Below are 21,311 nucleotides of genomic sequence, written 5' to 3'. Positions count from 1 at the left end.
CGGTGGTGGTGGTGCTGGTGGTGTTTTCTTGCTGGTCCCCCGTGCGTGGTCCCCCGTTGAGCCCGCCGCCGTCCGTCAGGAGCGGCGGCGGGCCGTCATGATGCGCTGCAGCAGGACGAAGACGAAGAGCAGCGTGCCGACCGCGATCTTCGTCCACCAGGAGCTGAGCGTGCCCTCGAAGGTGATGACGGTCTGGATCACGCCGAGCACCAGGACGCCCAGCACCGTGCCCAGGACGTATCCCGAACCGCCGGTGAGCAGCGTCCCGCCGATCACCACGGCCGCGATGGCGTCCAGTTCGGTGCCGACCAGGTGCAGGCTGTAGCCCGACAGGGTGTACAGCGTGAAGAGCACGCCGCCGAGCGCGGAGCAGAGCCCGCTGACGGTGTAGGCCCGGATGACGGTCCGTCCGACTGGCACGCCCATGAGCAGCGCCGACTGCGGGTTGCCGCCGACGGCGTACACCGCCCTGCCGAACCGGGTGTAGTGCAGCACGACGAACGCGGCCGCCACCACCGACACGGCGATCACCACCGACCACGAGACGAACACCCCGCCGGGCAGCGTCAGATGGCTCTGCGCCAGGGTGGTGAACAGGTGGTCGGAGATCGGGATGGAGTCGGTGCTGATCAGGTAGCAGAGGCCCCGGGCGAAGAACATGCCCGCCAACGTGGCGATGAACGGCTGCACTTCGAAGTGGTGGATGGCGTACCCCATCCCGGCGCCGAACAGCCCGCCGACCACCAGGACCAGCGGGATCACCAACAGCGGTGGCCAGCCCTGACGTTCGACCAGGTCGGCACAGAGCATGGTGCTGAGCGCCCCGACCGCGCCGACCGAGAGGTCGATCCCGCCGGTCAGGATCACGAAGGTCATGCCGACGGCGATCACCAGCAGGTGGGCGTTGTCGACGAAGAGGTTGGCCAGGACCTGGCCGGAGAGGAAGCCGTAGTAGCGGTAGTTGCCGGCCTCCAGAGTGAGCGCGAAGAGCGCGGTGGTGGCGAGGACCGGGAGGTAGCCCCGGCGCTGTGCGGCGAACTCCCGCAGGGACGTCGTACTCATGCCGCCGTGGCCTCCTTCTTCCCTGGCTTGGCTTCGACGACAGCGGCACGGCGGCGGGCCCGGCCGGGGAGCACCTTGGCGCGGAAGGCCGGGGACTGCAGCAGGCACACTGCGGTGACCACCAGGGCCTTGAACACCAGGGTGGTCTCCGGCGGCACGCCGATCGTGTAGACGGTCGTGGAGAGGGTCTGGATGACGAGCGCTCCGACGGCCGTTCCGCCGAGGTGGAAGCGGCCCCCGGAGAGCGAGGTCCCGCCGATCACGACGGCCAGGATGGCGTCGAGCTCGATCCACAGACCGGCGTTGTTGCCGTCCGCCGACGCGACGTTGGAGCTGATCATCAGCCCGGCGCCGGCCGCGCACAGGGCGCAGAAGGCGTACACCGTGACCGTGAGGCCCCGCGCCCGGATGCCGACCAGCCGGCTGGCCTCGCGGTTTCCGCCGACCGACTCCAGCAGCAGGCCGAGCGCGCTGCGTCGAACCGTGAGACCGGTCAGTACCAGCACTGCCGCCGCGATCAGGACCGAGAGCGGCAGGCCGAGTTCGTAGCCGCCGCCGATCAGGTGGTACGGCTCGCTGTTGACGGTGATGATCTGTCCGCCGGTGATCATCTGGGCGACACCGCGCCCGGCGACCATCAGCACCAGGGTGGCGATGATCGGCTGCATCCCGGCTCCCGCCACCAGCAGGCCGTTCCAGATCCCGAGGGCGACGCAGACCGCCAGCGCGAGCAGCACGGCCAGCACGACCGCCCCACTGTCCTTCTGGTTCGTCAGGTGACTGATGTTCAGGCAGGCGACGGCTCCGGAGATGGCCACCAGGGCGCCGACCGAGAGGTCGATGCCGCCGGTGGCGATGACCAGCGTCATCCCGAGGGCGACCAGCAGCAGCGGCGAGCCGAGGCGCAGGATGTCGATCAGGCTGCCGTAGAGGTGGCCGTCACGGACCCGGATGCTGAGGAAGTCCGGCGAGTAGATCACGTTGGTGACGAGCAGTGCGGCCAGCAGGGCCACCGGCCAGAACAGTCGGTGGCCTAGGAGTTGCCTCATCAGTGGGCACCTCCGCTCGCGATGGTCTCCATGAGCCGGTCCAGGGTGAGTTCGGGAGTGTTGGGGAGCGTCGCCACGAGCTCGTGGTCGCGCAGCACGCCGACGGTGTCGGAGAGGCGCAGGACCTCTTCGAGTTCGGCGGAGATGTAGAGGACTGCCATGCCGTCCTCGGCCAGCGAGGCGACCAGCTTCTGGATCTCGGTCTTGGCGCCGATGTCGATGCCACGGGTGGGCTCGTCCAGGATCAGCAGCTTGGGTTCGGTGATCAGCCAGCGCGCGAGCAGGACCTTCTGCTGGTTGCCGCCGCTGAGGTTGCGGACCAGGGCCGAGGGGTCGGCCGGATGGACGTGCAGCGCCTTGATCCACTTGTCGACCAGTTCGTCGGCCCGGCGGGTCGGCAGCGGCCTGGTCCAGCCGCGGGAAGCCTGCAGGGCGAGCAGGATGTTCTCGCGGACGGTGAGGTCCGGGACGATGCCCTCCGTGCGGCGGTTCTCGGAGCAGAACGCGATGCCGTGCCGGATCGCGGCCCGCGGGCTGCGCAGGCTGACGCTCTGTCCGGCGACGGAGATCTTGCCGGTGTCCGCGTGGTCGGCCCCCGCGATCAGCCGGGCGGCCTCGGAGCGCCCGGCGCCGAGCAGGCCGGCCAGGCCGACCACCTCTCCCGGGTGCAGGGCCAGGTCGAACGGCTCCACCGCGCCCTTGCGCCCGAGGCCGTGCGCGGCCACGTACGGCTCGCCGGCCGCACCGGACTCCCGGCCCGTCCGCTGGTGGTCGGAGACCTCCAGCTCGCCGAGTTCCTGGCCCAGCATCGCCGCGACCAGCTCCAGTTGGGGCAGCTCGGCAGTCAGGTACTCCCCCACCAGCTGCCCGTCGCGCAGGACGGTGATCCGGTCGCAGACCTCGTAGACCTGGTCGAGGAAGTGCGTGACGAAGAGGATCGCCACGCCCTCCTCGCGCAGCCGGCGGATGACCGTGAAGAGCCGCGCGACCTCGTCGCGGTCGAGGCTGGAGGTGGGCTCGTCCAGGATCAGGACCTTCAGCCCGCCGACGCCGCCGTCCTCGGTGTCCACGGCTCGGGCGATGGCGACCATCTGCTGCAACGCGAGTGGCAGGGTGCCGACTTCGGCCCGTACGTCGATGTCGAGGTCCAGGCTGCGCAGCAGCTCGGCCGCCTTGCGGCGCAGGGCGGACCAGTGGATGCCGCCGAGGCGGCGCGGTTCACGTCCGAGGAAGAGGTTCTCCGCGACCGAGAGGTTCGGGCAGAGGTTCACCTCCTGGTAGACGGTGCTGACTCCGGCTCCCTGTGCCTGCAGCGGGCCGCCGAAACGGACCGGCGCGTCGGCGAGGACGATCTCACCGGCCTCCGCGGTGTGGACGCCGGTGAGTACCTTGATCAGGGTCGACTTCCCGGCGCCGTTCTCGCCCATCAGGGCGTGCACCTCGCCGGCGAATAGCCGGAGGTCGACGCCGGTCAGAGCCTGGAATCCGGCGAACTCCTTGCTGATACCGGTCATTTCGAGGACCGGGCTGGCGGACTGTGGCGCCGGCATGGTTGCTCCTCTCCTCGCCTGGTGGCCGGGGCCCGGTGCGGGCCCCGGCGGGGTGGTCAGTACTGGCGGTTGGGGAGCTCGGCGGCGGCCTGGTCCTTGGTGAAGACGCCCTCCTTGGAGAGGACCCGGTCGGACACGTCCTGCTTGTCGTGGATCTTCTGGACCAGGTCCATGATCTGCGGGCCGATCAGCGGGTTGCACTCGACGACCTCCTCGATCTTGCCGTCGGCCATCGCCTGGAAGGCGTCCTTGATGCCGTCGATCGAGACGATCTTGATGTCCGTGCCCGGCTTGAGGCCGGCCTCCTCGATGGCCTGGATGGCGCCGACGGCCATGTCGTCGTTGTGCGCGAAGAGGATGTTGATGTCCTTGTGCGCCTTGAGGAAGGCCTCCATGACCTCCTTGCCCTTGGCGCGGGTGAAGTCACCGGTCTGGTCGGCGATGATCTTGAACTTCGGGTCCTTGAGGACGACGTCCTCGAAACCCTTCTTCCGGTCGAGCGCCGGGGCCGATCCGGTGGTGCCCTCGAGCTCGGCGATGTTCACCGGCCCGGGCGCGCTCTTCTCGGCGTCCACCAGCCACTGCCCGGCGCTGGTGCCCTCCTTGACGAAGTCCGACCCGATGAACGACTTGTAGAGCGTCTTGTCCTGGGTGTCGACGGCCCGGTCGGTGAGGATGACCGGGATGCCGGCCGCCTTGGCCTCCTTCAGGACGGTGTCCCAGCCCGTGGTGACCACCGGCGAGAAGCCGATGACGTCCACCTTCTGCTGGATGAAGGACCGGATCGCGGCGATCTGGTTCTCCTGCTTCTGCTGGGCGTCCGAGAACTTCAGCTCGAAGCCGGCCGCCTTCGCCGCGTCCTGGATCGACTTGGTGTTCGCGGAGCGCCAGCCGCTCTCGGCGCCGACCTGCGAGAAGCCGAAGACGAGCTTGTGCTGACCGCCCGCGTCGGCGGAGCCCGCGGGGGCCTTCTTGCCGTCGCAGGCGGCCAGCGAGACGGTCAGCGCGGCGGCGACCGCGACGGCGCCGAGGGTTCTGCTGATGGAACGGGACATCGTGCTCTCCTTGATGATGGCGGATCAGTGAGCGTTGTCTGAAGTGCGATCGGTGATGTTCCGGCCCCGGAGGGCGGCCGAGGGGCGGGCACCGACCGGCACGGTCGACGGGCCTCGAAGGCCGGCCACCGCCCCCGCCGCGAATGGCGATCCTCGGTGTCTGCGGGTACGCGCCGCTCGGGCGGCGGGCGAGCGTGCGGGCGCCGGACGGGACGGGTGCGACGTGAGTGGATCTTCCGCTCCCCACCGATGGCGCCGAGAGGGGCTGCGGCCGCCACGGGGTCGCCCGTGGAAGCGGGGGAACGGGCGGTCCCGGGCGGCCGCAGCCGTGCGGAGCAGCGGGCCCGGCCGGTCGCCTATTTGACCGTGAGGCCCCACTGCCTGGCCAGGACCCCGCCCTGCGGGTCACCAGGAGCGGTCCCGAAGGCCGACCGGCGGCAGGCGGCTCTGCCGGTCAGCTCCGCGGACGCCTCGGACGAGAAGCGGGTCGCGCCGACGGCGGCTCCGGTGGAGCTCATCTTTGATCTCCGTACTCGGTGGGGTCTACGGGCAATGTGGCAGTTGGCGCTGACAAAGAACCGTCGAGAAAGCGCGCCGACAGGTCACGGGGGCGCGCCTTGAAAGCTGCCGCAATTGAGCCCCTGTCAGTGTCCGGATCACTACCGACGTGTGAATTGTTATCGCTAACATTCTGTCCGTCAATGCCCTGTGCAGGTCACATTCGGGTCTCGCCAGGACACCCGGGCTCGCGGAATCCCCGTCCGCTTCCGGGCAAGGCGCGGAGGGAAAGGCGCGGAGGGAAAGGTGGGGGATCGGGGACCCGCGGGCAGGGCGATATTCGACGACATGCCTGCCTCGGCTCCGACCATGCGTCACATTGTGGAGAAGCAATAGCGGGTGGTGCTGCGGTACTCCTCACCGGGGCGCAGCACCGTGGACGGATAGTCGGGGTGGTGCGGCGAGTCGGGGAAGTGCTGGGTCTCCAGCGCGACACCCGCGTACGCCTCCGTACGGTCGGCCGCCGACACCGCTGATGGTCCCGTCGAAGTGGTTGCCGGAAGGCCCGGCTCGGTGGTCAGGCGCTCGAGTCGCCGCCCACTTTCCGGGGCGGCTCAGGACGGCGGCGCGGCGCGGTGAAGTGGCCGCTCGCAGTGCCCAGTTGTGTCGATCGGCAGTTCCGCGCGGGCGATCCGGTTGGCGTACCGGCCCACGGTGGCGCCGAAGTAGCGGGCCGGGCCGATCGGATCGGCTACCGTCGCGGCGCCCAGGACGACGTTGGCCCGCCGCCCGTCCCGGTCGGGAGCGCGCAGCGTGTGCAGGGTCGCACCGAGGTCGAGCATCTCCACCGTGACCGCGCTCTCGCAGCCGAACGTCCGGCACCTGATGGTCCGTCCGTCCGGGAGGACGGCATGCGGCTCGTGCCGGACGGACAGTGCGGCGGTCATGCTGCTGCGTTTTCGAGGGTGGGACATGGTGCTGTGGCGGCGCCCCGCCGGCGCCGGGCGCCGCCACGTCGGGGTGTCAGAAACCCTGGGCCAGCCGGTGGTAAGCCTGGTTCCAGCGGATCTCCTTGGTGAACTGGCGCATCGTGGTGTCCGCGTCGATGAGCAGCAGTTCGGTGCCGACCATCTCCGCGAGGTCGGTCAGCTCCTCGGCGCCGATCGCGCTGGAGAGCACGGTGTGGTGCGGGGCCCCGGCGGTCAGCCACGCCTCGGCGGAGGTCCGCAGGTTCGGCCGCGGCTTCCAGACGGCGCGGGCGACCGGCAGGTTCGGCAGCGGCTCGGCGGGCTCGACGACGTCGATCTCGTTGGCCACCAGCCGGAACCGGTCGCCCATGTCGGCCAGGCCCACCACCACGGCCGGCCCGGTCTGCGCGTCGAAGACCATCCGGACGGGGTCCTCGCGGCCGCCGATGCCCAGCGGGTGGATCTCGAGCGTGGGCGTCTCGGACGCGATGCTCGGGCAGACCTCCAGCATGTGGGCGCCGAGGATGACCTCCTGCCCGGGCTCCAGGTGGTACGTGTAGTCCTCCATGAAGGACGTGCCGCCGGGCAGCCCGGCGGCCGCCGCCTTGAGCGTGCGCAGCAGGACGGAGGTCTTCCAGTCGCCCTCGCCGCCGAAGCCGTAGCCGTCGGCCATCAGGCGCTGCACGGCGAGGCCGGGCAGCTGGCGCAGACCACCGAGGTCCTCGAAGTTGGTGGTGAAGGCCTTGAAGCCGCCTTCGTCCAGGAACCCGCGCAGGCCGAGTTCGATCCGCGCCGCGTAGCGCAGCGACTCGTGGCGGTCGGCGCCGTGGCGGAGTTCGGCCGACACCCGGTAGGTGTCCTCGTACTCCTTCACCAGCTCGGTGATCGCGTCGTCCGCGACCGCGTCGACCGCGTCGACCAGGTCGTTGACGCCGTAGGTGTTGACCGAGACGCCGAACCGCCGCTGCGCCTCGACCTTGTCGCCCTCGGTGACGGCGACATCGCGCATGTTGTCGCCGAAGCGGGCGAGCTTCAGGGTGCTGAGCTCGGCGCGGCCGGCGGCGGCGCGGACCCAAGAGCCGATCCTGGCGGCCACCGACGGGTCGCTCACGTGGCCGGCGACGGTCTTGCGGGCCACCCCGAGGCGGGACTGGATGTAGCCGAACTCGCGGTCGCCGTGGGCCGCCTGGTTCAGGTTCATGAAGTCCATGTCGATGGACGCCCACGGCAGCGCGACGTTCGCCTGGGTGTGCAGGTGCAGCAGCGGCTTGCGCAGCGCGTCGAGTCCGGCGATCCACATCTTCGCCGGGGAGAAGGTGTGCATCCAGGCGATCAACCCGACGCAGTCGTCGGAGGCGTTGGCCTCCAGACAGACGCGGCGGATCGCGGAGGCGTCGGTGAGCACGGGCATCCACCGGACCTTGACCGGCAGGCCGGTACCGTCGCCCAGCGCGTCGGCGATCTGCCGGGACTGCTCGGCGACCTGCCGCAGGGTGTCCTCGCCGTAGAGCCCCTGGCTTCCGGTGAGGAACCAGACCTCGCGGCCTTCGAGTGACGTCACTTCAGGACTCCTTAGCCGGCCACGGACTGCTGGCCGTACACGTTCTGGTAGCGGTGGTTGAGGCTGTCGATGTCCGCCTGGGCGATCGGCAGCGGCTCGCCGAGCTGGCGGGAGATGTGGACCGTGCGGGCGACGTCCTCGCACATCACGGCCGCCTTGACCGCCGCCTTCGCGTCCTTGCCGATGGTGAAGACGCCGTGGCTCTTCATCAGCACGGCCGGGGAGCGGTGGCCGCTGAGCGTCTCGACGATGCCCCTGCCGATCGAGTCGTCGCCGATCAGGGCGAACGGGCCGACCGGGATCTCGGCGCCGAACTCGTCGGCCATCGCGGTCAGTACGCAGGGCACGGCCTCGCCGCGCGCCGCCCAGGCGCAGGCGTACGTCGAGTGGGTGTGCACCACTCCCCCGACCTCGGGCATGTGCCGGTAGACGTACGCGTGGGCGGCGGTGTCGGAGGAGGGCGAGTAGTCGCCCTCGACGACCTTGCCGTCCAGGTCGCAGAGGATCATGTTCTCCGGCGACAGCTCGTCGTACGAGACGCCGCTCGGCTTGATCACCAGCAGGTCGTGGCCGGGCACCCGGGCGGAGACGTTGCCGGCGGTCCAGACGACCAGGTTGTAGCGCACCAGCTCCTGGTGCAGTTCGCTGACGTGGCGGCGCAGCAGCGCCACGGTGTCGGGCAGGGTGCTCACAGGGTCAGACCTCGCTGTTCGGGCTGGCGGCGGTGGCTGCCGCGGCGGCGGTCAGGGCGGCGTTGCGGATCGAGCGCAGGCGGTGCAGCGCCTTGTCGGGCCCGGTGCCGAAGTGGTCGTGCAGCAGCCGGTACTCGGCGTACAGGGCGTCGTACGCGTCGGCCCGGTCCGGGTCGGGCGTGTAGGCGGCGCGCTCGACGCGACCCATCGCGGCGGCGCCCGCACGGACGTTTGGGTAGGCCCCCGCCGCGACGGCCGCGTGGATGGCGGAGCCCACCGCGGGGCCCTGGGTGGAGACCGCGAGCGAGACCGGGCGGCGCAGCACGTCCGCGTAGATCTGCATCAGCAGCGCGTTCTTCTTCAGGCCGCCGGTGACGATGAACTCGGTCACCGGGACGCCGCCCTGCTCCAGGGCGTCGACGATGGCGCGGGTGCCGAAGGCGGTGGCCTCCAGCAGAGCGCGGTAGATCTCCTCCGGACGGGTGGCCAGGGTGAGCCCGACGATGACGCCGGAGAGATGGTGGTCGACCAGGGTGGAGCGGTTGCCGTTCATCCAGTCCAGCGCCACCAGGCCGTGGCCGCCGACCGGCTGGTCCGCCGCCTTGCGGGTGAGCAACTGGTGGATGTCCTCGCCGAGTTCGGCCGCGTCTGCGAGGTAGTCGGCGGGTACGCCCTGGCCGGTCCACCACGCGAAGATGTCGCCGACCGCGCTCTGCCCGGCCTCGTAGCCGTAGCTGCCGGCGATGATGCCGCCGTCGACCACACCGCAGATGCCGGGGACGTCCGCCAGGGTGGCCCCGTTGACGACGTGGCAGGTGGAGGTGCCCATGATGGCGAGGAGCCGGCCGTTCTCGACGGCCTGGGCCGCGGGGGCGGCGACGTGCGCGTCGACGTTGCCGGCGGCCACCGCGACGCCCTCGGGCAGGCCGGTCCAGGCGGCGGCCTGCGCGGTCAGCGAGCCGACCCGGGAGCCGAGCGGGGAGAGCGGGTGGTCGAGCCGGGTGGCGGCGAAGTCCGCGAAATCGGGGTGCAGGGCGGCGAGGTAGTCGGCGCTCGGGTACTGGCCGTCCTGGAAGATGCCCTTGTACCCGGCGGTGCAGGTGTTCCGGGTCTCGGTGCCGCAGAGCTGCCAGACGATCCAGTCGGCCGCCTCGATCCAGCGCTCGATGGCGGCGTAGGTCGGCGGGTCCTCCTCCAGCACCTGGAGCGCCTTGGCGTACTGCCACTCGGCGGAGATCTTCCCGCCGTAGCGCGAGATCCACTTCTCGCCGCGCTGGTGGGCCAGTTCGTTGATCCGGTCGGCCTGGTGCTGCGCCGCGTGGTGCTTCCACAGCTTCGGCCAGGCGTGCGGCCGGGCGGCGAACTCCTCGACCTCGGCGAGCGGGGTGCCGTCGGCCAGCACGGGCAGGACGGTGCAGGCGGTGAAGTCGGTGGCGATGCCGATGACGTCGGCCGGGTCGATGCCGGCTGCGGCAACGGCGGCCGGGACGGCGGTGCGCAGCACCTCGCGCCAGTCGTCGGGGTGCTGGAGGGCCCAGTCGGGCGGCAGCGTGGCCCCGCCGACCGGCAGTGTCCGGTCGACGACGGCGTGGGCGTAGTCGTGGACGGCGGAGGCGAGTTCCTCACCGTCGGCGACCCGCACCACCACGGCGCGCCCGGAGAGCGTGCCGAAGTCGATTCCGACGACGTACTGCTGCGGGTCGTCAGGCGCAGGAGTCACGGTCACGTCATCAGTCCTTCGTCCGGTGCGGGGGTGTCGGTGGGTGGTGGGAGGCAGGCCGCCGAGTCGTCCACCCGGAGGATGTCGGGCTCGGCGGCCTGCGGGCCCGCGCCGCGCCCACCCTCAGAGGTGCGGAACGGGGTCCGGGAAGCACGCGCCGCCGTTGCCGTCGCCGTGTCCGGGGATGGGCGGCGTCGGGGTCGTGGTGCGGGGCGCTCCGGGAAATTGTGAGCGCTAACAATTGGCCTGTCAAGACATGCCTCGTAACCCGCTGTCAACGGGAACGAAACAAGGTCGTGGCCCGACCTGCCGGCTCCCGAGGGACGACGGCCACCGGTGGCGCGAGATGGATCCTGGCCGGCGGCGCAGCCGTCCTCCCCCTCCTGCTCCTCCTACGGGCCGGCCTCGACAACGGCGACTCGACGCCTCCTGGCGCCACCACGCCGACCGTGACCGCCAACGCCACCACACCGGCCGCCACCAGCACGACGACGCCACCGCGGCCCGACTGCCGCCCCACCCGTCACCCGAGGAGCAACGCACCCGCATCGAACGAGGAGTTCGGTGAGGGCGACGGACGTGCCGACGACCACTCGTTGCCGCACGGCCCTCTCCTTCCTGTTGCGACGGGGCGGGATCGGCTCAGGGCCTGCGCCCCACGTGCGCGGGGCCGCCGTTCGTGATCGCTTCGACCTCCGCCGGCGACGCCATGGACACGTCTGCGAGCCCGGTCATGACCAGGGCGTCGTGGGCCGTTCCGCTGGCCAGGGCCCGTTCCGGGCCACGCCGGTCAGCAGGCCGTCGATCAGCCCGGCGGCGAAACCGTCCCCGGAGCCGATGCGGTCCGGGTCGAGCCGAGGCGGCTTCCCGGGAACCGCGCTTGCCCTGGTGCGCGTGCGCGGCCATCGAGTCGGGAATGCGCAAGCCTTGACTGGGCTTCCGCGTCTACTTGATAGTGATGGCCGCACCGCACTCCTGGCGCGGCGACACCGCCGAAACTCTTGGCATTCCCTGTCGACCGCAATTGTTAGCGCTAACAGTCACCCGGAGTACGAAGCCGGATCGGACCGCCCCCAGGGGGCAGGCGCGCCGCCGATTCGGCCACGGCGAGGCTCTTGGTATCGCACCGAACAAGGGAGTCCATGCATGCTGCCCACCCTTCGCGCTGATCGCCGACCTCTGCGGGAACTGCTCGCCGCCCTCGTCACGGTCGCACTCGCCCTGACCGGCGTCCTCGCCCTTGCCGGCACGTCTCAGGCCGCCACGCAGGAACCGTGTGACATCTACGCCGCGGGCGGCACGCCGTGTGTCGCGGCGCACAGTACGACCCGCGCGCTGTTCGCCTCCTACAGCGGTCCGCTGTACCAGGTGCAGCGGACCTCGGACAGCGCGTCGCAGAACATCGGGGTACTGTCCGCCGGCGGCGTCGCCGACGCCGCGGCGCAGGACTCGTTCTGCGCGGGCACCGTCTGCACCATCACCCGCGTCTACGACCAGACCGGCAACAGCGGCAACACCCTGGTCTACCAGGGTCTCGGCGGGACCGGCGGCGCCGACACGGCCGCCCCCGCGACCACCGAAGCGGTGACCGTAGGCGGCCAGAAGGCGTACGCGCTCTACATCAACCCCGGCAACAGCTACTTCGCCAACGGCTCGGGCGTGCCGACCGGCAGCTCACCCGAGGGCGCATACATGATCACCAGCGGCACCCACGTCAACAACGGCTGCTGCTTCGACTACGGCAACACCGAGACCGACCACCACGCCGACGGCAACGGCGCCATGGACGCGATCAACTTCGGCACGGAATGCTGGTTCGGCGGCTGCAGCGGAACCGGGCCCTGGGTACAGGCGGACCTGGAGAACGGCCTGTTCACCGGCGGCAGCAGGGCGTGGAACCCGAACCAGGTCTCCGAGACCAGCCACTTCGTCACCGCGATGCTCAAGAACAACGGCACCACCCAGATGGCACTCAAGGGCGCCGACGCCCAGTCCGGGAGCCTGACCCAGTTCTACAGCGGCGCACTGCCCAGCGGATACAACCCGATGCACAAGCAGGGCGCCATCATCCTGGGCAGCGGCGGCGACTGCTGCCAGACCAACCGCAACGCGAGCGCGGGCACCTTCTACGAGGGTGCCATGGTCAAGGGCTACCCCTCCGACGCCACCGACGCCGCCGTCCAGGCCAACGTCACCGCGGCCGGCTACCGCACCAACACCACCACCCCCTTCACGCCGGGCGCGAAGGTGTCGCTCCAGGCCACCAGCTCCTGCTGCACCAGCGACTACCTGCAGCACGACACGAGCGACGACAAGGTCGTGATCGCGCCAGTGACCTCCGGTAGTTCCGCCACGGACAAGGGCAACGCCACCTGGATCGTCCGCGCAGGCCTGGCCAACAGCAGCTGCGTCTCCTTCGAGGCGGCCAACGCTTCCGGCAGTTACCTCAGGCACTACGCGTTCCAGCTCCACCTCCAGCCCAATGCCGGCACCAGCCAGTTCGCCGCCGACGCCACCTTCTGCCCCAAGCCCGGAAACAGCGGCACGGGCTACTCCCTGCAGTCCTTCAACTACCCGGCCAAGTACGTCCGCCACTACGCCCTGACCGCCTACATCGCGAGCAACGGCGGAACCAACGCCTGGGACTCCGCGTCCTCGTGGGCCCAGGACACCAGCTGGCTCGCCGCCACCCCCTGGAGCTGACCAGCAACCCGCCCCGGGTCCGGTGCCGAAGACCGCCGAATCCGCGCCGGCTCCGGGCACGTCAACCCGACCCCCGCCGCCCGCACAGCCGGGCACCGGGAGTTCGTCGAGGCTCACCTCACACCCCACCCAGTGAAAAGAGTCCTTCATGACCAAGCAACCGTGGATCCGCCGCGCCGGTCGCGCGCTCCTCTCGGCCGGCACAACCGCCGTGCTCGCCGCCGGCCTGCTCACCGCCACGGCCACCACCTCGCAGGCCGCCACCCAGCAGCCGTGCGACATCTACGCCGCGGGCGGCACCCCGTGCGTCGCCGCGCACAGCACCACCCGCGCCCTGTACGCGGGGTACGGCGGCCCGCTGTACCAGGTCAGGCGCGCCTCCGACAGCGCGACCAAGGACATCGGCGTCCTGAGCACCGGCGGATACGCCGACGCCGCCGCGCAGGATGCCTTCTGCGCGAACACCAGCTGCGTCATCACCGTCATCTACGACGAGTCCGGCAAGGGCAACCACCTCACCCAGGCACCCGCGGGCGGAGCCGCCGGCGGGCCGGACAACCTCGCCAACGCCTTCGAGGCGCCGGTCACCGTCGGCGGCCACAAGGCGTACGGCGTCTACGTGGCCCCCGGCACCGGCTACCGCAACGACCACACCAACGGCATCGCCACCGGCGACCAGCCCGAGGGCATGTACGCGATCTTCAACGGCAAGCACTTCAACGACGGCTGCTGCTTCGACTACGGCAACGCCGAGACCAACGACCACGACACCGGCAACGGCCACATGGAGGCCATCTACTTCGGCAACAACAAGGTCTGGGGCTCCGGCAGCGGCAACGGCCCCTGGGTGATGGCCGACCTGGAGAACGGCCTGTTCTCCGGCGTGAACACCCGCTTCAACGCCGGCGACCCCACCGTCACCAACCGGTTCCTGAGCGCCATGGTCAAGGGCGCCCCGAACCAGTGGGCCATCCGCGGCGGCGACGCGCAGTCGGGCAGCCTGTCCACCTTCTACAGCGGCGTGCGCCCCAACGCCTCCGGCTACAACCCGATGCACAAGGAAGGTTCGATCATCCTGGGCATCGGCGGTGACAACAGCAAGGGTGCCCAAGGCACCTTCTACGAAGGCGTGATGACCTCGGGCTACCCCTCGGACGCCACCGAGAACGCCGTACAGGCCAACATCACCGCCGCCGGCTACAGCAGCGCCTCGACCAGCACCGGCTCGCTGACGCCCGGCTCCCGGATCTCCCTCCAGGCCACCACCGCCCCCTGCTGCACCTCTGACTACCTCCGCCACGACGACGCCGACAACAAGGTCGTCATCTCCACCATCAACTCCTCCAGCTCGGCCACCGACAAGGCCGACGCCACCTGGATCGTCCGCGCCGGCCTGGCCAACACCTCCTGCCTGTCCTTCGAGTCCGTCGACAACCCCGGCCAGTTCCTGCACCACTACAACTACGAGCTCTACCTGAGCGCCGACACCGGCAGCGGCTCCTTCGCGCAGGACGCCACCTTCTGCCCCACCACGGGCAACAGCGGGGTCGGCCACTCCTTCCAGTCCGTCAACTTCCCGACGAAGTACCTCCGCCACTACAACTTCACGGCCTACATCGCCAGCAACGGCGGAACCAACGCCTGGGACTCCACGTCCTCGTGGGCCCAGGACACCAGCTGGCTCACCGCCTCTCCCTGGAGCTGACGGAAACACTGTCCGGCGCGGCCGGGTGTGATGACGGTGCCGTCGGCGTCGAGCAGCTCCTGCTGGTCGACGCCGACGGCACCGTTCCACGTCCCGGCCCCCCTTCCTGCCAGGGGAGCACCGAATGAGCACCGTGGCCCTGACCTTCGACGACGGCCCACACCCCGACAGCACGCCCGCCCTGCTCGACGCGCTGACCCGGGCCGGCGTCCGGGCCACCTTCTTCGTGTGCGGCGACCAGGTCGTCCGTCACCCGGAGTTGCTGGGCGCCCTGCACGAGGCCGGGATGTGGCTGGGCAACCACAGTCACACCCACCCGCACCTGACGGGCCTCGACGACCACGCGCTGTGGCGTGAACTCCGGTTGCCACAACGGCTGTTGCACCGAATGACCGGCAGCTACCCGACCCTCTTCCGCCCACCCTACTGCGACACCGACGCCCGGGTGCGCGGCGCCGCGGCGGCACTCGGACTCACCGAGGTGCTGTGCACCACCGACACCCGTGACTGGGCGGGCGCCGACGCCGAGGCCATCGTGCGCGCAGCCCGGGACGAACCGCCGGGCGGCGTGGTGCTGATGCACGACCACGGCCGCCAGAGCACCCGAGGCCGTACCACATCTGCTGGCGGCCTGGGCCGAGCGGGGACTGCGGCCGGGACCGGTCCCGCCTCGATGACGGCGCCACAGCCGACAGTTGACGACTCTCCGTCACAGTGAGGAGCCACCTTGCCCTACAGCATCCGCGCGGGCGGCCTGGAACGGCACACCGCCGCAGAGGTCCTGCGCGTCGAGCCCTGGGGACCGGACGCCGTCCGCGTGCGGGCCTCGGCCGGGACCATCGATCCCGCTGCCCCCGGTGCGCTGGAGAGCCCTTCGCCCTCCCCGCACGCCGAGCTGTCGGTATCGGACGACGGCTGTGCCCGCCTGGTCAACGGACGCCTCGCGGTCGAGGCCTCCACGGACGGCCGACTGACGTTCCGTCACGCCGCGTCGGGCCGCGAACTGCTCGCCGAGAAGAGCCCGCACGCGCATCCCGCCGGCCATCGCGTCCACGCGGCGGCCGGCCGGACGGAGCAGCACTTCGCGGCCTACGGCGGTGAACGGCTGCACGGCCTGGGCCAGCATCCACACGGGCACCTGGACCAGAAGGGCTGTGTGATCGACCTCGTCCAGAGCAACACCGTAGCCGCCATCCCCTTCCTGCACTCCTCGCGCGGCTACGGACTGCTGTGGAACAACCCCGCCACCGGCCGCGTCGAACTGGGTGCCGACACCACCGGGTGGACCGCCGACGCCGGTGGGCGCATCGACTACTGGATCACCGCCGGCGACACCCCGGCCCGGATCCTGGACTCCTACACCCGGGCCACCGGCCGCCCGCCGCTCCTGCCCGAATGGGCGTCCGGTTTCTGGCAGTCGAAGCTGCGCTACCGCACCCAGGACGAACTCCTGGCCGTGGCACGGCAGTACAAGGAGCGTGGACTGCCGCTGTCCGTCATCGTCTGCGACTTCTTCCACTGGCCGAGGATGGGCGACTGGCGCTTCGAGGAGAGCGAATGGCCCGACCCCGCCGCCATGGTCGAGGAACTGACGGACCTCGGGGTGAGACTCGCCGTCTCGGTGTGGCCCACCGTCGAGCCCGGCAGTGACACCCACGACGAGCTGCGTTCGGCCGGGCACCTCGTGCGCGACGCCGACGGCGGCTTGCTCACCTACCCGTGGCCGTCGCGGTACAGCGCGGATGCGCTGATCCGCCCCATGGCCTACTACGACGCCACCCACCCCGGCGCCCGCGCCGCGCTGTGGCAGCGACTGAACGACAACTACCGCTCTCTGGGCGTGGCGTGCTTCTGGCTGGACGCGTGCGAGCCCGACCTGCCCCGGGACCGGGCCGACCGCGCGGTCTACGCGGCCGGCCGGGCCGCCGAGGCCGCGAACCTCTACCCGCTGGAGCACACCCGCGCGGTGGCCGACGGCCTGCGCGCGGCGGGTGAGGACCGGCCGCTGTCGCTGGTCCGCTCCGCCTGGGCCGGCAGCCAGCGGCACGGGGCGCTGCTGTGGTCCGGCGACATCCCCACCACCTTCGACTCCCTCGCGCGCCAGATCAGGGCCGGGCTGAACGTCGCGATGAGCGGCATACCCTGGTGGAACACCGACATCGGCGGCTTCTTCGGCGGCGCCCCGGACGACCCCGCGTACCGCGAACTGCTGATCCGGTGGTTCCAGTACGGCACCTTCAGCCCCGTCATGCGGCTGCACGGGGACCGCGAGCCCAACCACCCCACGTTCTCCGCGGACATGACCGGCGGGCCGAACGAGCTCTGGTCGTACGGGGACGAGGCCTACGGCATCCTCCGTGACCACCTGTTGCTGCGCGAGCGTCTGCGCCCCTACCTGAGGCAACTGTCCGAGGACGCCCACCGCACCGGCGCCCCGCCGATGCGCCCGCTGTTCTTCGACTTCCCCGAGGACGAGCAGGCCTGGGACGTGGACGACCAGTTCCTGCTCGGCCCCGACGTGCTGGTGGCACCCGTGTACGAGGCCGGCGCCCGGGCCCGCCGGGTGTACCTGCCGTCCGGCGCCCGCTGGCTCGACCCGGTCAGCGGACAGGTGCTGGAGGGCGGAACGACGCACGACGCCGAGGCCCCGCTGGAACGCATCCCGGTCCTCGTACGGGAAGGGGCCGAGGTCGCGGCCCGGCTCGGCTGAAGCGGCCGGAACAACAGGAACGGCGGGCGAGACCGCGTCACCGTCCACCTGGGTGGCGTCGACGACCGTGATGTTCGCATGGTCGTCGACGTCGACCGTCCGGGTCCGACAGTCGACGACCACGCGGGTCACGGACAGGAAGCAGGTCGGCTGCCGACGCGGACGCGGAACTCACATGGCAAACCCCTCGGGCAGGTTGGGCTCGACGGCGAACGTCGAAGCGCATCGACGCTGACATGAACCAGATTGGCTGTCAACCACCCCTGCACAGAAGGAATTTGGATTTGTTCAGGGCCTTGCTGAACCGGTAACACGCCATTAGTCTCGCCGAAACATCCAAGCGCTTCGACATCCTCCGCGGGGAAGGGCTGGCCCACCATGACCACCGAGCTGAACCGGAGAAGGTTCCTGTCCGCCGGCGCATCGATCGCGGGAGCCGTCGCCATGGCGCCGCTGCTCTCCGCCTGCGGCGGCGGCTCGCACCAGAAGACCGGGGCGAACACCTCGTCGGGCCTCAAGGTGGCACTACCGGCCTTCGTGCCGAGCACGGCCCTCACGCCGGACATCGCGTCGGTCGCGGGCGGCGCCGACGCGGCGACGGACCCCGGCTTCCTCAGCTACCCGGCCGCCCCGGCCGCCACGGTGTCCGGCCCGCCCGGCAAGGGCGGCAGCTACACGGCGGTCACCCCGCTGTGGGGCACCGTGCCACAGCCCGGCAACTCCTTCTACCAGGCCATGAACAAGGCCCTGGGCGTGAACCTCACCATGAAGCCGGCCGACGGGAACAACTACCACACCATCGTGCCGACCATGACGGCCGCCAAGAAGCTGCCCGACTGGATCAACCTGCCGGCCTGGTGGAACCCCAACTTCAACACGGGCGAGCTGGCCCGGACCCAGTTCGCGGACCTGACACCTCACCTCTCCGGCGACAACGTCAAGAAGTACCCCAACCTGGCCGCCCTCCCCACCGGTGCCTGGCAGACAGGCGTCTGGGGCGACAAGCTCTACGGCATCCCCTGCTTCGCCACCACGTTCCCCGGCCCCGGTGGCGTCTTCCACCGCAGGGACCTCCTCGAATCGCGCGGGATCACCAATGCCCAGGTGAAGTCCCCCGCCGACCTGATGAACCTCGGCAAGGAGCTGACCGACGCCAAGCGCGGCGTGTGGGCCTTCGACGACGTGTGGACCTACCTCTACCCCTCCTTCGGCGCGCCCGTGAAGTGGAAGGTCGACAGCGGCAAGCTGGTCCACCTCTTCGAGACCCAGGAGTTCCTGGAAGCCCTCGACTGGCACTACCGCCTGGCCACCTCCGGGTACATGCACCCGGACGCGCTCGCGGGCGACGGCGCCAACCAGGGCACCCGCTTCTACGCCGGAAAGGTGCTGATCGCGGGCGGCGGGCTGGGTGCCTGGAATCTCGCCGACTACCAGTCCGGTGTCGCCGCCGACCCGAACTACCGGCGCGGTGCCTTCGACATCCTGACCGCCGACGGCAAGAGCACGCCGGTGGCCTACATGGGCGCCCCCAGCAGCATGATCAGCTACCTCAACGCCGACCTGAAGCCGGATCAGATAGCGGAACTGCTCGCGGTGGCGAACTACCTGGCCGCACCGTACGGCTCGGCCGAGTACACGATGACCAACTTCGGGGTCGAGGGCGTCCACCACAATCGGGTCAACGGCGTGCCGACCTTCACCGACGAGGGCAAGAAGAACGTCCAGGCAACCACCTTCCCCTTCCTCTCCTCCGGCTCGTCCGTGATCAGCAACCCGGGCGGCGACGTCGTCACCAAGGACTACTCCGCCTGGCAGGCCGCCAACGTCAAGGCCCTGGTCAAGCCGCCCTTCTGGGCCATGAACTACAGCATGCCGCAGGACATCGCCACAGCCGAGGCGGCGCAGGCCGTCAACGACACCATCATCGACTGCTACCACGGGAAGAAGAAGGTCTCCGACGTCCAGGCGGCGGTCTCCACCTGGAAGTCCGGCCAGGGGGCGCGGCTCAAGCGGTGGATGACCGAGAACGTCCTCGACAAGTACGGCGCCGGCCAGTGAGCACCGCGCGGTCGGAACGCCGGGCAGCGCCCACCCGGTTGAGCCGGCGGATCAGGCTGCGGCGGGACAAGTCGCTGCTACTGATGACGATACCCGCGGTCGTCCTGCTCCTGGTGTTCAACTACGCGCCGCTGTTCGGCCTGGTGACCGCGTTCCAGAGCTACGACCCACTGGTCGGTGTCTGGCACAGCGACTGGGTCGGGCTCGACCAGTTCCAGGCGCTCTTCGGCGACCCGCTGTTCTGGGAGTCGATGAAGAACACGCTGTACCTGAGCTGCGTCCAGCTGGTCCTGTTCTTCCCGATCCCGATCGCGCTCGCCCTGCTGCTCAACTCGGTGCTGAGCGAGCGGATGCGCAACTTCATCCAGTCCGTGCTCTACCTGCCGCACTTCTTCTCGTGGGTGCTGGCCCTGACGATCTTCCAGCAGATGCTGGGCGGCGCCGGCCTGCTCAACCAGTTCCTGCGTCAGCACGGGATCGGCACCTGGGACATCATGACCGACCCGCACACCTTCGCGCTGCTGGTCACCTCCCAGGCGATCTGGAAGGAGGCGGGCTGGGGAATCATCGTCTTCCTCGCCGCGCTGAGTGCGATCAACACCGAGCTGTACGAGGCGGCGGCCGCCGACGGCGCGGGACGGTGGCGGCGGATGTGGCACATCACCCTGCCCGGCCTGCGCGGTGTGGTCATGCTGATGCTGGTGCTGCGCCTGGGCAACGCTCTGTCGGTCGGCTTCGAGCAGTTCCTGATCCAGCGGACGGCGGTCGGCCACGACGCGGCCGACGTGCTGGACACCTTCTCCTTCTACTACGGCATCGCCGCCGGCAACTACAGCTACGGCGCGGCGGCCGGGCTCTTCAAGAGCCTGGTCTCGCTGCTGCTGCTCTGGGGGGCCAACCGGCTGGCGCACGCCTTCGGCGAGGACGGGCTCTACCGGAAATGACCAACACACTCAGCATCGGCCGCGGCAAGCGCACACGCAACGCGGTGACCGCTCCCCCACGCTCCGCCCGGACCGCCCGCCCGCCCTGGCAGGAGCCGCCGACCACGATCGGCCAGGCCGCCAAGGGGCTGACGCTCGGCGGGGTTCTGGCGGTCGTCCTGGTCCCGCTCTGGATCATCGTCGTCACCAGCTTCTCCACCCCCGGGGCCGTCAACCGTGCCGGCGGGATGGTGATCTGGCCGGACGGCCTGACCGTGGAGGCCTACCGCGCGATGCTGGACAACCCGACGGTGCTCACCGCGCTGCTGGTGAGCCTCGGCATCACCGGCGTCGGCACGGCAGTGTCCATGGTGGTGTCGATCCTGTGCGCCTACGGGCTCTCGCGCCCGCGCTCGCTCGGCCACCGCTTCATCCTGCTGCTGCTGGTCGTCACCATGTTCGTCGGCGGCGGCCTGATCCCGACCTTCCTGGTGGTCACCGGACTCGGCGGCTACGACCAGTGGTGGGCACTGATCCTGCCCAGCGCGGTCTCCGTCTTCAACATCCTGGTGCTGCGCGCCTTCTACTCCGAGACCTCCGCCGAACTGATCGACGCGGCCCGGATGGACGGCGCCGGCGACTGGCGGATCCTCTGGTCGGTGGTCCTGCCCACCTCGCGCGCCGTGACCGCGGTGATCGCGCTCTTCTACGGCGTGGGCTACTGGAACTCGTTCTTCAACGTCATGCTCTACATGCCGACCGACAGCCAGAAGTGGCCGCTGCAGTACGTCCTGCTCACCTACGTCAACCGGGGCAACGGAATGCCGGGTTCGGTCAACTCCGGCTTCGGCAGCACACACGCCCAGACCGCGCCGCTCTCCTTGCAGATGGCAGTGGTGGTCCTCACCCTGGTGCCGCTCGTTGTCGTCTACCCCTTCATCCAGAAGCACCTGCGAACCGGCGTGCTGACCGGGGCGATCAAGGGCTGACCCGGCCTCGCCCCCGGTGGCTCGCAGCGAACGGAGCGGTCCCGGCACACACCTCCCCGGCACGCACC

Annotated in this window: 17 protein-coding genes; 7 read left to right on the top strand and 10 right to left on the bottom strand. The window is 70.2% G+C overall.

Going from position 1 to position 21,311, the window contains the following annotated elements:
- Positions 1-75: 75 nt before the first annotated feature.
- From yjfF to ACZ52R_RS06955, 10 genes are all read right to left on the bottom strand, one after another.
- The gene (gene yjfF, locus ACZ52R_RS07000) at positions 76-1,062 is read right to left on the bottom strand and encodes a galactofuranose ABC transporter, permease protein YjfF (RefSeq protein ID WP_465753002.1); all 987 of its coding nucleotides are present in this window, start codon (positions 1,060-1,062) and stop codon (positions 76-78) included.
- On the bottom strand, positions 1,059-2,111 hold the full coding sequence (locus ACZ52R_RS06995; RefSeq protein WP_465753000.1) for an ABC transporter permease: 1,053 nt from the start codon (positions 2,109-2,111) through the stop codon (positions 1,059-1,061). Before ACZ52R_RS06995 ends, yjfF begins: the two co-directional genes overlap by 4 nt.
- Positions 2,111-3,661 (bottom strand): sugar ABC transporter ATP-binding protein, encoded by a 1,551-nt coding sequence (locus ACZ52R_RS06990; RefSeq protein ID WP_465752997.1) that lies wholly within the window; start codon positions 3,659-3,661, stop codon positions 2,111-2,113. Before ACZ52R_RS06990 ends, ACZ52R_RS06995 begins: the two co-directional genes overlap by 1 nt.
- Positions 3,662-3,717: 56 nt before the next feature.
- Complete coding sequence (locus ACZ52R_RS06985; RefSeq protein ID WP_465622807.1) at positions 3,718-4,716, bottom strand: ABC transporter substrate-binding protein; 999 nt, start codon at positions 4,714-4,716, stop codon at positions 3,718-3,720.
- 356 nt (positions 4,717-5,072) lie between these two features.
- Positions 5,073-5,234: a hypothetical protein gene (locus ACZ52R_RS06980; protein WP_465622808.1), complete on the bottom strand. Its 162-nt coding sequence runs from the start codon at positions 5,232-5,234 to the stop codon at positions 5,073-5,075.
- 354 nt (positions 5,235-5,588) lie between these two features.
- Positions 5,589-5,795 (bottom strand): aldose epimerase family protein, encoded by a 207-nt coding sequence (locus ACZ52R_RS06975; protein WP_465753031.1) that lies wholly within the window; start codon positions 5,793-5,795, stop codon positions 5,589-5,591.
- 33 nt (positions 5,796-5,828) lie between these two features.
- Positions 5,829-6,161, bottom strand: coding sequence for an aldose epimerase family protein (locus tag ACZ52R_RS06970; protein WP_465752995.1), 333 nt, complete (start codon positions 6,159-6,161; stop codon positions 5,829-5,831).
- Between the two features lie 76 nt (positions 6,162-6,237).
- The gene (gene araA, locus ACZ52R_RS06965) at positions 6,238-7,743 is read right to left on the bottom strand and encodes an L-arabinose isomerase (protein ID WP_465622811.1); all 1,506 of its coding nucleotides are present in this window, start codon (positions 7,741-7,743) and stop codon (positions 6,238-6,240) included.
- A gap of 11 nt (positions 7,744-7,754) precedes the next feature.
- Complete coding sequence (locus ACZ52R_RS06960; protein ID WP_465752993.1) at positions 7,755-8,435, bottom strand: L-ribulose-5-phosphate 4-epimerase; 681 nt, start codon at positions 8,433-8,435, stop codon at positions 7,755-7,757.
- A gap of 4 nt (positions 8,436-8,439) precedes the next feature.
- Positions 8,440-10,155 carry a ribulokinase gene (locus tag ACZ52R_RS06955; RefSeq protein WP_465753029.1) on the bottom strand — a complete coding sequence of 572 codons (1,716 nt, stop codon included), beginning with the start codon at positions 10,153-10,155 and terminating at the stop codon, positions 8,440-8,442.
- Between the two features lie 1,146 nt (positions 10,156-11,301).
- Here ACZ52R_RS06955 and ACZ52R_RS06950 point away from each other — a divergent pair.
- From ACZ52R_RS06950 to ACZ52R_RS06920, 7 genes are all read left to right on the top strand, one after another.
- Positions 11,302-12,858 (top strand): alpha-L-arabinofuranosidase B, encoded by a 1,557-nt coding sequence (locus ACZ52R_RS06950; protein WP_465752992.1) that lies wholly within the window; start codon positions 11,302-11,304, stop codon positions 12,856-12,858.
- Between the two features lie 148 nt (positions 12,859-13,006).
- A complete protein-coding gene (locus tag ACZ52R_RS06945; protein ID WP_465622817.1) occupies positions 13,007-14,563 on the top strand; it encodes an alpha-L-arabinofuranosidase B in 1,557 nt (518 codons plus the stop codon).
- 124 nt (positions 14,564-14,687) lie between these two features.
- Positions 14,688-15,281: a polysaccharide deacetylase family protein gene (locus ACZ52R_RS06940; protein WP_465752990.1), complete on the top strand. Its 594-nt coding sequence runs from the start codon at positions 14,688-14,690 to the stop codon at positions 15,279-15,281.
- 9 nt (positions 15,282-15,290) lie between these two features.
- Positions 15,291-17,273: a glycoside hydrolase family 31 protein gene (locus tag ACZ52R_RS06935; protein WP_465752988.1), complete on the top strand. Its 1,983-nt coding sequence runs from the start codon at positions 15,291-15,293 to the stop codon at positions 17,271-17,273.
- Between the two features lie 378 nt (positions 17,274-17,651).
- A complete protein-coding gene (locus ACZ52R_RS06930; protein WP_465660763.1) occupies positions 17,652-19,331 on the top strand; it encodes an ABC transporter substrate-binding protein in 1,680 nt (559 codons plus the stop codon).
- Complete coding sequence (locus ACZ52R_RS06925) at positions 19,328-20,275, top strand: ABC transporter permease (RefSeq protein WP_465622825.1); 948 nt, start codon at positions 19,328-19,330, stop codon at positions 20,273-20,275. Before ACZ52R_RS06930 ends, ACZ52R_RS06925 begins: the two co-directional genes overlap by 4 nt.
- Complete coding sequence (locus tag ACZ52R_RS06920) at positions 20,272-21,243, top strand: carbohydrate ABC transporter permease (RefSeq protein ID WP_360501666.1); 972 nt, start codon at positions 20,272-20,274, stop codon at positions 21,241-21,243. The genes ACZ52R_RS06925 and ACZ52R_RS06920 overlap by 4 nt, the downstream gene beginning before the upstream one ends.
- Positions 21,244-21,311 lie beyond the last annotated feature (68 nt).

This window comes from Kitasatospora sp. NPDC034023 (genome assembly GCF_055575795.1).
Note: the sequence above shows the minus strand (reverse complement) of the source record. Positions and strands in the feature narration are given on the sequence as shown.

Bases quoted from the DNA above. Each gene is read 5' to 3' on its own strand.
- ACZ52R_RS06945 (WP_465622817.1), top strand. From the start codon at position 13,007: ATGACCAAGCAACCGTGGATCCGCCGCGCCGGTCGCGCGCTCCTCTCG.
- ACZ52R_RS06920 (WP_360501666.1), top strand. From the start codon at position 20,272: ATGACCAACACACTCAGCATCGGCCGCGGCAAGCGCACACGCAACGCG.
- ACZ52R_RS06970 (WP_465752995.1), bottom strand. From the start codon at position 6,161: ATGACCGCCGCACTGTCCGTCCGGCACGAGCCGCATGCCGTCCTCCCG.
- ACZ52R_RS06990 (WP_465752997.1), bottom strand. From the start codon at position 3,661: ATGCCGGCGCCACAGTCCGCCAGCCCGGTCCTCGAAATGACCGGTATC.
- ACZ52R_RS06930 (WP_465660763.1), top strand. From the start codon at position 17,652: ATGACCACCGAGCTGAACCGGAGAAGGTTCCTGTCCGCCGGCGCATCG.
- ACZ52R_RS06950 (WP_465752992.1), top strand. From the start codon at position 11,302: ATGCTGCCCACCCTTCGCGCTGATCGCCGACCTCTGCGGGAACTGCTC.
- yjfF (WP_465753002.1), bottom strand. From the start codon at position 1,062: ATGAGTACGACGTCCCTGCGGGAGTTCGCCGCACAGCGCCGGGGCTAC.
- ACZ52R_RS06995 (WP_465753000.1), bottom strand. From the start codon at position 2,111: ATGAGGCAACTCCTAGGCCACCGACTGTTCTGGCCGGTGGCCCTGCTG.
- ACZ52R_RS06985 (WP_465622807.1), bottom strand. From the start codon at position 4,716: ATGTCCCGTTCCATCAGCAGAACCCTCGGCGCCGTCGCGGTCGCCGCC.
- ACZ52R_RS06940 (WP_465752990.1), top strand. From the start codon at position 14,688: ATGAGCACCGTGGCCCTGACCTTCGACGACGGCCCACACCCCGACAGC.
- ACZ52R_RS06980 (WP_465622808.1), bottom strand. From the start codon at position 5,234: ATGAGCTCCACCGGAGCCGCCGTCGGCGCGACCCGCTTCTCGTCCGAG.